Here is a 12,976-nt window from a genome sequence, read left to right as displayed (position 1 = left end):
ACGGGCGTGCGAGGTTTAGTACCATCTCTGAACCATCGGCATTGGGGCCGGGGTAACTTGCGCGATGCTGTCAGGAGACGTCTTTCATGGGGGCCACTAGCGGCTACTGGAACATGTGGCACCTCTACTCGCGCGGCATCGTCTATTGCGCGCTCGGCATGCCCCATATCGCCTGCACCGGCGACCACTGGCGCCAGATCCATCCTCACCTCCCCACGCGCGACCGCTACGCGCAATCAAAGGCCCTGCAGGCGACTATCGCGTTCATGGAAGTCCGCGGAGAAATCAAGTTGCCGCCCGATGCGGATCGCCTGCGACTGCTTTACTCCCGCTATCTGCCGTGGAGCGCACGGGTCGAAGTGACCGCACCCAAGACGGACAACTACGCGCGCAATCACCCTTCCTACCAGCATACGGACGTCGCTTGAGAATCCTCTCAAATCGTCCATGATCAAGCGCAAACCGCCCCTCATCGGACACCAAAAGTTCACAAATTCGGTCTAGGCGCATGTGCTGAAAGCGCCTAGCATGGCTGCGTCCATTTCATTTCGAAGGAGCGCCATGGCCCACGTGTTCGACCTGTTCGGCTGGTTCCTCTTCAACGTCGCCATTCCGCTGCTCGCCCCGCTCGCGCTGCTGCCGTTGGCGCGCTTCGCAGAGTTCTCACGCTCGCGAAGCAACGGCATCGTCCGACGATCGGTCGAAAACGGTCAGTTGCTGTGGGCGGCAATTCCGATGAGTGCGGCGGGCTGCCATGTGCTCGCAGGGTGGATCGATCAGGCGACTGGCGGAAGGCAGTTGGCGTGGAGCCTGCTTGCTATCAACGTGTTCATCATTGTCGCGGGGTCCGTACTGGTAATGCTGGGCTCTCTCCATAGCGCTCCACGCCGCCGGCGCCGCCAGCACATGGGTACCCACCGCATCATCCAGGGTTCCATTGCGATCAGCCTCGCCAGTGCCATTACAACCTCTGTCGCGCATGCCACGCTGATTTCTAAACACTGTTAACCACTTTGCAATTCATTCAGGAGAAAGATATGAAGGCCTTCTTTATACGCATGGTCGACGATGACGATTTTCAAGGAAAGGTCGTGATTCGCGTTTCCTGCGCGATCCTCGGCTGCTCTCTGATTCTGATGGTCTGGGGTATCTACGACATCGCCACACGTTAATGTCCCGCCCAAAGAAAAACGCCTGCAATTGCAGGCGTTTTCCATTTACCAGCCAGACGTAGCTACGTCCGCTCAGCCCACCCACTTGCGGGCATTGCGGAACATGCGCATCCACGGGCTACCGCCACCGGGGATGTCCTTCCATGCGTCCGGTGCCCAGCTCATCGTTGCGGTGCGGAACACGCGCTCCGGGTGCGGCATCAGTGCCGTGAAGCGGCCGTCAACGGTAGTGACCGAGGTGATGCCTTCCGGCGAACCGTTCGGGTTCAGCGGATAGGTTTGCGTCACGGCACCGCGGTTATCGACGAAGCGCAATGCCACGTTGACCTTGCCGATATCGCCTTGCTGCGAGAAGTCGGCGAAACCTTCACCGTGCGCCACGGCGATAGGAATGCGGCTGCCTTCCATGCCGGCGAAGAAGATCGACGACGACTGCTGCACCTCCACCGTCACGAAGCGGGCTTCGTATTGCTCCGACTGGTTGCGCGTGAACTTCGGCCATGCACCGGCGCCCGGGATGATCGGGGCCAGGTTGCTCAGCATCTGGCAACCATTGCACACGCCCAGCGCGAACGTGTCGTGGCGGTTGAAGAACGCGGCAAACTGCTCGGCCATCTGGCCATTGAACAGGATCGTCTTGGCCCAGCCTTCGCCGGCGCCCAGCACGTCACCGTAGCTGAAACCGCCGCAGGCCACGAAGCCCTTGAAGTCCGCCAGGCTGACACGGCCCGCGATCAGGTCGCTCATGTGGACGTCGACCGTGTCGAAACCGGCCAGGTCCATGCTGTAGGCCATTTCGATCTGCGAGTTCACGCCCTGCTCGCGCAGGATCGCCACGCGCGGACGATTGCCAGTAGCGATGAACGGCGCGGCGATGTCCTGAGCCGGATCGAACGTCAGCACGGGGCTAATGCCGGGGTCTGCCGCGTCGAGTACGCGGTCGTATTCGCTGTCGGCGCAGGCTGGGTTGTCGCGCAGGCGCGCAATGCGCCAGCTGACTTCCGACCACGTACGTTGCAGGTCCGCACGCGGCGCACCGAACACCTTCTTGGCATCGCGGTACACCTCGATCTGGTCTGTCGTGTTCGGCTTGCCGATCACGTGGCTGCAAGCGGACAGGCCCGCTTCGCGCAGCACCGCAAACACGGCGTCGCGTTCTTCCTGACGCACCTGGATCACCGCACCGAGCTCTTCGGAGAACAGCGCGCGCAGCGTCTGTTCATTGCGGCGCCCGGAAATCTGCTGCGTCCAGTTCTTGGCGTCGCCGTAGTCCTGCTCCTGCGTCGGGTCGAGCGCGAGCATGTCGACGTTCAGCGAGACACCGGTACGTCCAGCAAAAGCCATTTCCGCCACGGCTGCCATGAAGCCGCCGTCCGAGCGGTCGTGATAGGCCAGCAGCTTGCCTTCGCGGTTCAGGCGCTGGATCACGTTGAAGAAGTTCTTCAGGTCTTCGGGGCTATCGACGTCCGGCACGCTGTCGCCCACCTGCTGCGACACCAGTGCCAGGATGCTGCCACCCATACGATGCTTCGCACGACCCAGGTCGATGGCGATCAGCGTGGTGTCGCCGAGATCGGTGCGCAGTTGCGGCGTCAGCGTGTTATTGACGTCGTCCACGGCGGCGAAGGCCGAGATGATCAACGAGACCGGCGCCACCACTTCCTTGTCGCCGTCGGCATCGCTCCACTTGGTGCGCATCGACAGCGAATCCTTGCCCACCGGAATGCTGATGCCGAGTGCCGGGCACAGTTCCATGCCCACGGCATGCACGGTGTCATACAGCTTGGCATCCTCGCCATCCACACCGCACGCTGCCATCCAGTTGGCCGACAGCTTGACCTTGTTCAGATCCTTCACCGGCGCAGCGGCCAGGTTGGTCAGCGCCTCGCCAATTGCCATGCGGCCCGATGCGGCGGCGTCGATCACGGCCAGCGGCGTACGCTCGCCCATCGTCATCGCTTCACCCGCACGGCCCTTGTAGTCGAGCGTGGTCACGGCCACGTCCGCCACCGGCACCTGCCACGGACCAACCATCTGGTCGCGGGCGTTCATGCCGCCCACGGTACGGTCGCCAATCGTGATCAGGAACGATTTGCTGCCCACCGTGGGGTGGCGCAGCACATCGCGCACGGCCTGTTCCAGCGAGAGGCCGGTCACGTCCACCGGGGGCAGTTCCTGCTCCACGCGGCGCACGTCGCGATGCATGCGCGGCGGCTTGCCAAGCAGCACATCCATCGGCATATCGACAGCGAAGTGTTCCTTCAGCGATGCGTCGACATTGGCGTCGACGAGCTGCAATTGCTTCTCTTCCGTGGCAATACCGACCACGGCGAACGGCGAACGCTCGCGCTCGCACATGGCCCGGAAGCGGGGCAGATCGTTCGGTGCGATGGCCAGCACATAACGCTCTTGCGATTCGTTGCACCAGATCTCCGCCGGCGACAGGCCGGACTCTTCCAGATGCACCTGGCGCAGATCGAAGCGCGCGCCACGGCCAGCGCCATCCACCAGTTCGGGGAAGGCATTCGAGATACCACCCGCGCCGACGTCGTGGATCGACAGGATCGGGTTGTCTTCGCCCAGTTGCCAGCAAGCGTTGATGACTTCCTGCGCACGGCGTTCCATTTCCGGATTGCCACGCTGCACCGAATTGAAATCGAGTTCAGCGGTATTGGTGCCCGTCGCCATCGAGCTGGCGGCCCCGCCACCAATCCCGATGCGCATGCCCGGACCGCCTACCTGGATCAGCAGCGTGCCAGCCGGCAGCGGGTCCTTGTGCGTGTGATTGGCGTCGATGTTGCCGATGCCCCCGGCGATCATGATCGGCTTGTGATAGCCGCGCACGGTGCCGCCCACGTTCTGCTCGTAGACGCGGAAGTAGCCGCCCAGGTTGGCACGGCCGAATTCGTTATTGAACGCGGCGCCGCCGAGCGGGCCGTCAATCATGATCTGCAACGGCGAGGCGATGCGGTCCGGCTTGCCGGTCACACCCGGCTTGTCGTCCGGGTTGCGATGGGCCATCGGCTGGGCCGCGTCACGCGCGTTTTCCCAGGATTCCACGGCATCCGGCAACATCAGGTTCGACACGGTGAAACCGGTCAGGCCGGCCTTGGGCTTGGCGCCCCGGCCGGTGGCGCCTTCGTCGCGGATTTCACCGCCAGCGCCGGTGGACGCACCCGGGAACGGCGAGATCGCCGTGGGGTGGTTGTGCGTTTCCACCTTCATCAGCGTATGGGTCAACGCCTCGTGGCGGCCATACTGCTGGCCGTCTCCGCGCGGGAACCAGCGCTCGGCCACATCGCCTTCCATCACGGCCGAGTTGTCCGAGTACGCGACGATGGAACCTTGCGGGTTCAACTGGTGCGTATTGCGGATCATCGCGAACAGCGACTTGTCCTGCGCCACACCGTCGATCGACCAGGTCGCGTTGAAGATCTTGTGGCGGCAATGTTCGCTGTTGGCCTGCGCGAACATCATCAGTTCGACATCGGTCGGGTTGCGACCCAGCTTGCCGTAGTTTTCCAGCAGGTAATCGATTTCGTCTTCCGACAACGCCAGGCCCATGGCCGTATTGGCATTTTCCAGCGCCGTGCGGCCGGCGGAAATGTCGATGAACTGGAGCGGCTTGGCCGGCAGTTCCTGGAACAGGCCGGCGGCCTCGTCGCGCGAGGCGATGACCGTTTCGGTCATGCGGTCGAACAGGTGTGCAGCCACGGCGGCGCGCGTGCCAGCGTCCAGCGTCTTGCGGCCGCGCAGCAGGCCCTTCTTGCAGATGACGGTGATTTCGATACCGCGCTCGACGCGGTGGACATGCGTCAGGCCGCAGTTATGGGCGATATCGGTGGCCTTGCTGGCCCACGGCGAAATCGTGCCGAAGCGCGGAATCACCACAAAGCGGTCGCCATCGGCCGGCGCCGTGAATGGTGCGCCGTAGGTCAGCATCGCGCCTATGCGCGTCTGTTCCTCGGCAGTGAGCGGGGTATCCGAATCGACAAAGTGCACGAACTGGCCATGCACCGATTCGATATCGGCGTCGATTTGCTGGAGAGCGGCAAGCAGGCGTTGCTGACGGAAGGCAGAAAGCGCCAAAGCGCCAGGGAAGCACGAAAAATGCGCCATGATCGGTACGGGCAGGAGGCTGGAGGGTCGGGGCTCGCGGCCGCCGGCACTGCTGAATGGAATGCCGGCTGGCGGAAAACCGCTATTGTACCTTGTTACACCGACCTCAACGCCGCCAATCTCAGAGAGAAGTCGCCGAGCGTGCGGCCTGCTCGTAGAGACCGGTCAATACGCGCAGCAAGCGCGCCAGTTCGCCGATTTCCACGTTCTCGTCGCTGCCCTCGGTGAAATTGCTCGTCAGGCACTGTTCGCGGATCTCGCGGTACCGGGCGCAGGCTTCCGTCCCGGCCGTCGTCGTGGCGTAAGTGGCTTCCTTGCCCACGCGCTCGCCCGCGACCAATCCCAGGCCAACAAGCTTCTTCAATGCGTAAGTGACGAGGTGAGTGTCTTCCACGTTGAGCACGAAGCAGATGTCCGCCAGCCGCTTGGCCCGGCCGCGATGGTTCACATGGTGCAGCACCAACACATCCAGGAAGGTCAGGTCGCGCACGCCGGCTGCGCCCATGCAGCGCACCACCCAGCGGCTGTAGGCGTTGTAGGCCGTGTTCAATCCGAACTCGAATTCGGAAAGCTCCGGGCTGCGTACCGAAACGAGATGTGACGAAGAAACGATATTGACGCCAGGGGCCCGGGTCAGCGGTGCGGGTCGCGCGCTGACGCCGCCGGTTGCGTCGGAACTCTCCAACACTTCGGAACCATGGGATGCAGCGTCTGCCTGACGGTCCTGCGCGGGCTTGCGTGGCATGGAAGCGAACCTTCTTTTCTGTGACGAGTGCGAGGGAATGCAGCATTTTATCGGCAAATCACCCTCGATCTGCGATCAAAGCCGACGGAAATTGGGCCTTATGACGGGGCCGCCTGACCTCGCTCCCTCAGTCTTCCACCCATACCGCCGTGACCACCGCCTCCGGGGTCGCGGCAAAGCGAACCTCGAACAGCGTGCCAACGGGCCATCGCGCATGCCAATCGCAAGTCAGCGCCAGTTCCAGTACACCGGGTGCGCAGCCGGCCAGCCGCGCAGCCTCGAAATCGAAGAAGCGGCGCACAGTGGGGAACAGCGCCTTGTAGAGCGATTCCTTCGCGGAGAACAGCAGTGTCACAGCGTCGGCGCGGGTGCGCCCGAGGCCGGCAGCCAACGCCGCGATGTCTTCGGGCAATGCCACCATTGCGGCGATTTCCTCGGCACGGTCAGGCGCCAGCCACAGCTCCACGTCGATGCCAACGGCGCCGAGTTCTCCCACCTGCGCCACCGCTGCGGCCAACGCCACGGCCCGGTCGGTCGTATGGCTGATCGAGCCGATCCAGCCGACCGGCCATACCGGCAGTCCTTCGTCATCACGGGCCGGGGTCACCGCCCCGGCACCCGCATGCACCAGTGCGTGGCGCGCGCAGTGCCGACCCGCGCGAAATTGGGTCCGGCGACGCGGTGACGCCGCAGCCAACGACGCAGGCAATGGCTCGTTCGCAAACGCCGATGCATCGTCGCTGCGCCACGTCACGGCATGCATCGACACGGTTGCAGGCAGGCCCAACCCGGCACGGAGCGTCTCCGAATCGAACCCGCATACTGCATTGTTCATGGCGTCCCTGGATCGAGGTTGAGCGGCAGCCGAGCGGCGGAACTCCGCATTGGCCTTGCCGCAACATACAGACCATCCCTATCTGTCGGGGCAGGCCGCTTCTTGTTAGGCTGAGGTGTCCCCGCGCGCACGCCCCGAACAGGCCGCAAGTGTAGCGTGCCGGGCACGAGCCTTGCATCAGCCCCGAACGTTCGACGTCGCGGCAGGTGGCCGAGCCACCACCATGTTGCGACCATTGAGGTGACCACAATCCTGCGCCATGTATCAGACAAAGCGACCATGGCGCGCTGGCAGTTCCAGGTAGTCCAACCCGCGCAGTCGGGCAGGCGCCCACGCGCAACACCAGGAGAGATCGAGATGCGAGTCAAGGCATTGGCAGTCGCGGCGGCGGCATTGCTGCTGGCCGCCACGGCGGCACGGGCAGACACCAAATGGGACCTCCCCACGGGCTACCCGGCCACCAACCTGCACACCGAAAACCTGCAACAGATGGCCGCGGATGTAGACAAGGCCACGGGCGGCAAGCTCAAGATCGTGATCCATCCGAATGGCTCGCTGCTCAAGGCCAACGAGATCAAGCGCGGGGTACAGACCGGCCAGGTACAGATGGGCGAGATCCTGATGTCGCTGCTGGCCAACGAGAATCCGGTCTTCGGCGTGGATGCGGTGCCGTTCCTGGCCACCAGCTATGCAGACTCCTACAAGCTCTGGCAGGCATCCAAACCCACTACAGACAAGGTGCTGGACCGCCAGGGCATGAAGTTGCTCTACGCCGTGGCCTGGCCGCCGCAGGGCATCTACGCGAACAAGCCGATCAACAGCGCCGCCGACATGAAGGGCCTCAAATGGCGCGCCTACAACCCGGCCACGTCGAAGATCGCGGAGATCGTGGGCGCCCAGCCCGTGACCATCCAGGCCGCCGACCTGGCGCAGGCTTTGGCTACCGGCACCGTGAACTCCTTCATGTCGTCCGGCGCCACGGGCGTGGACACCAAGGTCTGGGAATCGGTCAAGTACTTCTACACCGTCGATGCCTGGCTGCCCAAGAACATGCTGGTGGTCAGCAAGAAGGCCTTCAACGCGCTGGACAAGCCCACGCAGGATGCCCTGCTGAAGGCGGTAGCCGATGCCGAGAAACGCGGCTGGCAAATCTCCGAGCAGAAGACCAAGGAATACCTGGCCACGCTGGCGAAGAACGGCATGACCGTGGCGCCCCCGTCCGCGCAACTGAAGGGCGACATGCAGAAGGTGGGAGAGACCATGGTCAACGATTGGGCCAAGAGCGCGGGTGACGATGGCAAGGCCATCCTCGACGCCTACAAGAAATAGGCCATCGAAACAGGCAGCCGGCGATCGACAACCGCTGTTGCCGCAGTGCGCCTTGGCCCGGCGGGCATGCCTCGTGCAGCCTGCCGGGTTCTCTTTTTTCGGTTGTGCGTCGCGATCTCAGGTCGTGCCGCGCATCACAGGTAGCCCGCCCCACCCATGTCAGCCCCCTATCCTGCCAAGCCTGTCGAGCCGCCCAAAAGATGGCTCGACCATTTGCTTGACCTGTTCGCCGCACTCGGCGCGCTCTGCATCCTCGCCGTTTGCATCGTGATGATCGCGATGTCGATTTCGCGCGAGACCCAGATCGTGCTCAAGGGCGGCGACGATATCGTCTCCTGGCTCTGCGCCGCATCGGCCTTCCTCGTTCTCGGCCAGACCTTCCAGCATGGCGGCATCGTCCGCGTGGAAATGCTGCTCGAAGCCGTGGGACCGAAGCGCCGCTGGGTGCTCGAAATCCTCTCGCTCTCCATCTGCCTCGTCTTCGCCGGCTATGCCGCGTGGGCGCTCGGCACGTTCGCGTGGCAAAGCTGGGACATCGGCGATGTCTCGCAAGGTCAGATCGTGATTCCGCTGTGGATTCCGCAAAGTTTCGCCGTAGTCGGCGCGCTCGGCTTCCTGCTGGCCGTGGCCGACGAATGGCTGCGCGTGGTGCGCCACCAGAAGCCGCGCTACCAATTGGCACAGGAAGCCAAGCTGGCGTCGGGCGATTTCGGGGAGACGGTCTGATGAGCACCGTACTTGTTGCATTGATCCTGCTGCTCGTGATGATCGTGTTCCTCGCGATCGGCGCGTGGATTCCGGTGGCTATCGCAGTCACGTCGTGGGTGGGACTCGTCGTGTTTTCGGATCACGACGCACTGGTCAACCTTGCCAACTCCTGGTGGTCGTCGAGCGCGTCCTACACGCTGGCCTCGCTGCCACTGTTCGTGTGGATGGGCGAGATCCTGTTCCGCACCAAGCTCTCCGAGCAGATGTTCAACGGCCTGTCGCCGTGGTTGAACTGGCTGCCGGGACGGCTGATGCACGTGAACATCCTGGGATGCGGCATCTTCGGCTCGGTGTCGGGGTCATCGGCGGCTACCTGCGCAACCATCGCCAAGTCCGCCCTGCCCGAACTCACGCGGCGCGGCTACGACGAGCGCATCACGCTGGGGTCCCTTTCGTGCGCCGGCACGCTGGGCATCCTGATACCGCCGTCTATCACGATGGTGGTGTATGCGGTGTCCGCCGATGTGTCGATCATCCGCGTGTTCCTGGCAGGCTTCCTGCCCGGACTGCTGCTGATGCTGCTGTTCTCGGGATACATCGTGGTCTGGGCGCTGGCCAATCCGTCGAAAACACCCAAGGCCGAAACCTTCGGCTGGCGGGCGCGGCTGGCGTCGATCAAGCAACTGATGCCCTGCATCATCCTGATCGCGTTCATCACGTGGATCATGATCACCGGCTACTCCACGGCGACCGAGGCGGCGGCGTATGGCGTGGTGGCATCGCTCGGGCTGGCCTGGGCGGGCGGCTCGCTGACGCGCAAGGCGTTCTGGGAGAGCCTGATGTCGGCCACCCGGCTGACCGCGATGATCATGTTCGTGCTGGGCGCCACCTCGTTCCTGTCCGTGACGATGAGCTTCACCGGCATTCCGCGTGCATTGGCCGAGTGGGTGGCAGCGCTGCATCTCTCGCCTTGGGCGCTGATCGCCGTGCTGACCGTCATCTACATCATCCTGGGCACGGCGCTCGACGGCATCTCGATGATCGCGCTAACCACCGCAACCGTACTCCCCATGGTGCAGGCCGCGGGCTTCGACCTGGTGTGGTTCGGCATCTTCATCGTGCTGCTGGTGGAGATTGCAGAGGTGACGCCGCCCGTGGGCTTCAACCTCTTCGTCCTACAGAGCATGACCGGGAAGGACAGCAACTACATCGCCCGCGTGTCGCTGCCGTTCTTCATGATGATGGTGGTTGCCATCGGGATCATCACCATCTGGCCCACCGTGGTGACATGGCTGCCGGACCTCGTCATGGCGAAGGAACTCAAGTAGCGGCAACGCAAGCAACACGGAGGCGGGGTGGGCGCGGCGCGTCGGATGGGGCAGAATCGTGGAAGATCCGCTCGCGCCCCGCACAGCACCCGATGAACACTGCCGCGCCACCCTGCTCCGCGTCACCCTCCGCGCCGGTCCCCGACGCCGCATGGAGGTCGCTCGACGCTGCCGCCATCGCCAATCCCACGCCGCTCTATGACGTGGCCGCGATCCGCCAGATCGAGCAGGCCGGACTCGACACCACGCCGCCGTTCACGCTGATGTCGCGTGCCGGTACAGCGGCGGCGGACTGGGTGAGCCAGCACGTACCCGAGGGCCGCATCCTGTTTCTGGCCGGACGTGGCAACAACGGCGGCGACGCGCTGGTGGCGGCCACGCGCCTGCACCAAGCCGGCCGGCTCGTGGAAGCGTGGCTGATCGCCGAGGCCGACCAGTTGCCCGCCGATGCCGCGCGCGCCTGGCTCGACGCGCGCACGGCCGGCGTGCCGCTGCTCGCCATGCATCCCGATCCCGACGCCGCCCTGCCGCCATGGCCGGCCGGCTGCGCCGCCGTGGTCGATGGCCTGCTCGGCATCGGCCTGAACCGCAGCGCGGACGGCAACGTGGCGCGCTGGATCGCGCATCTCAATACCTCGCACCTGCCTGTGTACGCCCTCGACGTGCCGAGCGGACTGTTTGCGGATACCGGCGCCGGCCAACCCGCCGTGCGTGCACAGCGCACCCTGACCTTCCTCGCCGCCAAGCCCGGACTGCTGACACTCGATGGGCGCGATTGCGCAGGCGATATCGATATCGCACCGCTCGGTCTCGATGCCAGCCAGCCCTCCCCTGCGCCCGTGGCCATGGTCAACCAGCCGGGCGGCTTCGTGCGCGCCCTGCCCCGGCGCGATCACGCCGGCAACAAGGGGCGCTACGGCAACGTGGCGGTAATCGGTGGCTGCCATGGCATGACCGGCGCTCCCCTGCTCGGCGCCCGCGCGGCGCTCCATCTTGGGGCCGGACGCGTGCATGTGGGATTCCTCGCGCAGCCCGCGCCGGCCATCGACCCCGTGCATCCGGAACTGATGCTGCATGCGCTATCCGAACTGGCGCTCGACGGCATGTCGGCCATCGTTGCCGGCCCTGGCATGGGCAACGGCACCGCCGCCCGCAAACACCTGTCGCAACTGTTCGATGTGTGCGCCAATGCGGAACCCACCATTCCGATCGTGCTCGATGCCGACGCATTGAACCTGCTCGCGGCCGACACTGGCTTGCGCGACCAGATGCGAGCCAGCGGTCTCGACTGCATCCTGACCCCGCACCCGCTCGAAGCCGCCCGCCTGCTGGGCAGCAGCGTGTCCGAGGTCCAGCGCGACCGCCTGGCCGCCGCACACGCGCTGGCAGCCCAGTGGCACGCGACCATCGTGCTCAAGGGGTCCGGCACGATTATCGCCACTCCCGATGACGCACCACCTGCCATCAATCCCACTGGCAATGCCGGCCTGTCCACCGCCGGCACGGGCGACGTGCTGGCGGGCATGATCGGTGCCTTGCTCGCCCAAGGCGTACCCGCGGCCGCCGCCGCACGAGCCGCCGTCTGGATCCATGGCCGCGCGGCGGATCGGCTCGTCGACGCCGGCACCGGGCCGGCTGGCATGACGGCGAGCGAACTCTACCTGCCCGCCCGGGCCACACTCAACGCATTGCTCGAAGGCCGTCCGGCATGAGTCGTTTTGCCATACTGGACAGCGACGATAGCTCGCGCCGTCAACTCCTCACGGGCATCGGTCTGCTCGTGATCGGTCAATGGATACTGAGCCTGCTCGACGCCACGGGCAAGACCCTGACACAGCAAGGCTTGCCCGTTGTGGCCGTGGCCTGGGTCCGCTATCTCGGGCACGTCGCCGCCATCTTCCTGCTGATCGGCCCCACGCGCTGGCAGCAGCTATCGCGCCCGGCCGTGCCCCGGCTGCAATGGCTGCGCGGCGCGTTGATGCTGGCCTCGACGCTCGTCTTTTTTAGCGTATTGAAGCTGATGCCGCTGGCTACGGCCACGGCGCTGAACTTCTGCGCACCGCTGATCGTGGTGGCGCTGTCGCCATGGCTGCTGGGTGAGCGTCCCGGCGTGCACGCTCGCTGGATGCGCTGGATCGGCGTCATCATCGGCTTTGGCGGCATGCTCGTGGTAGTGCGTCCCGGTGGCGAACTCAACTCGCTCGGGGTGGGATTGGGGTTGCTGTCGGCGCTACTCTTCGCGCTGCTGCAGATGCTCACGCGCCGCATCGCCGCGTATGACGCACCGATGACAACGTTGATCCAGAGCGGCGTGACCGGCGCCACGCTGACCACCCTGCTCGTGCCCTTCTTCTGGTTCGAGGCCATGCCCACGCCGATGCAGTGCGCGCTGCTGCTGTCGGCCGGACTGACCGGCTCCCTCGGCCACTACTTCGTGATTCGTGCCTTCCAGTATGCCGATGCTTCGTTCCTGAGCCCGTTCCTGTACCTGCAGATCTTCTCCGCGACCATCGTCGGCTACCTCGCTTTCGGGCACCTGCCCGACTGGACCACCGCGCTCGGCATCGCCGTGATCTGCGTAGGCGGCCTGTGCGTGGCGGGCGGCGAACCGCTGCTGCGCCGTGTGGCCGCGCGGTTGCGGCGTTGAGGCGTACCGCGCGTGCGATGGCGCACATAGGGCGCCAGGCGTCGGACAACGACCGATAGGTTGTCGCGCTACAGGCTGTTAAGGTTGCCGATG

The 12,976-nt window shown here is 64.8% G+C and carries 11 protein-coding genes; 8 read left to right on the top strand and 3 right to left on the bottom strand.

Annotated features, from left to right (window positions below):
• Positions 1-86 precede the first annotated feature (86 nt).
• The 3 genes from ABDB81_RS10210 to ABDB81_RS10200 all read left to right on the top strand — a co-directional run bounded on the left by ABDB81_RS10210 (position 87) and on the right by ABDB81_RS10200 (position 1,172).
• Positions 87-428: a hypothetical protein gene (locus tag ABDB81_RS10210; RefSeq protein WP_346810960.1), complete on the top strand. Its 342-nt coding sequence runs from the start codon at positions 87-89 to the stop codon at positions 426-428.
• 133 nt (positions 429-561) lie between these two features.
• Complete coding sequence (locus tag ABDB81_RS10205) at positions 562-1,008, top strand: hypothetical protein (RefSeq protein WP_137928111.1); 447 nt, start codon at positions 562-564, stop codon at positions 1,006-1,008.
• A 29-nt stretch (positions 1,009-1,037) separates the two neighbouring features.
• On the top strand, positions 1,038-1,172 hold the full coding sequence (locus tag ABDB81_RS10200; protein WP_255459310.1) for a hypothetical protein: 135 nt from the start codon (positions 1,038-1,040) through the stop codon (positions 1,170-1,172).
• Positions 1,173-1,244: 72 nt separating this feature from the next.
• Here ABDB81_RS10200 and purL read toward each other — a convergent pair whose 3' ends face one another.
• From purL to ABDB81_RS10185, 3 genes are all read right to left on the bottom strand, one after another.
• Entirely contained in the window at positions 1,245-5,291 is a 4,047-nt protein-coding gene (gene purL / locus ABDB81_RS10195; RefSeq protein WP_346810959.1) for a phosphoribosylformylglycinamidine synthase, read from the bottom strand.
• A gap of 121 nt (positions 5,292-5,412) precedes the next feature.
• Complete coding sequence (locus ABDB81_RS10190) at positions 5,413-6,036, bottom strand: winged helix DNA-binding protein (RefSeq protein WP_137928109.1); 624 nt, start codon at positions 6,034-6,036, stop codon at positions 5,413-5,415.
• A gap of 127 nt (positions 6,037-6,163) precedes the next feature.
• Entirely contained in the window at positions 6,164-6,871 is a 708-nt protein-coding gene (locus tag ABDB81_RS10185; protein ID WP_346810958.1) for a 4'-phosphopantetheinyl transferase superfamily protein, read from the bottom strand.
• Positions 6,872-7,228: 357 nt separating this feature from the next.
• On the opposite strand from ABDB81_RS10185, the gene ABDB81_RS10180 reads away from it, so the two are divergent.
• From ABDB81_RS10180 to ABDB81_RS10160, 5 genes are all read left to right on the top strand, one after another.
• Complete coding sequence (locus ABDB81_RS10180; protein ID WP_137928107.1) at positions 7,229-8,200, top strand: TRAP transporter substrate-binding protein; 972 nt, start codon at positions 7,229-7,231, stop codon at positions 8,198-8,200.
• Positions 8,201-8,356: 156 nt separating this feature from the next.
• Entirely contained in the window at positions 8,357-8,926 is a 570-nt protein-coding gene (locus ABDB81_RS10175) for a TRAP transporter small permease (protein WP_346810957.1), read from the top strand.
• Positions 8,926-10,236, top strand: a complete 1,311-nt coding sequence (locus ABDB81_RS10170; protein ID WP_137924483.1) for a TRAP transporter large permease subunit — start codon at positions 8,926-8,928, stop codon at positions 10,234-10,236. The genes ABDB81_RS10175 and ABDB81_RS10170 overlap by 1 nt, the downstream gene beginning before the upstream one ends.
• A 92-nt stretch (positions 10,237-10,328) precedes the next feature.
• Positions 10,329-11,948, top strand: a complete 1,620-nt coding sequence (locus ABDB81_RS10165; RefSeq protein ID WP_346810954.1) for an NAD(P)H-hydrate dehydratase — start codon at positions 10,329-10,331, stop codon at positions 11,946-11,948.
• A complete protein-coding gene (locus ABDB81_RS10160) occupies positions 11,945-12,883 on the top strand; it encodes a DMT family transporter (RefSeq protein WP_346810952.1) in 939 nt (312 codons plus the stop codon). Before ABDB81_RS10165 ends, ABDB81_RS10160 begins: the two co-directional genes overlap by 4 nt.
• Positions 12,884-12,976 lie beyond the last annotated feature (93 nt).

Source organism: Cupriavidus sp. DL-D2 (assembly GCF_039710735.1).
GTDB lineage: Bacteria > Pseudomonadota > Gammaproteobacteria > Burkholderiales > Burkholderiaceae > Cupriavidus.
Note: the sequence above shows the minus strand (reverse complement) of the source record. Positions and strands in the feature narration are given on the sequence as shown.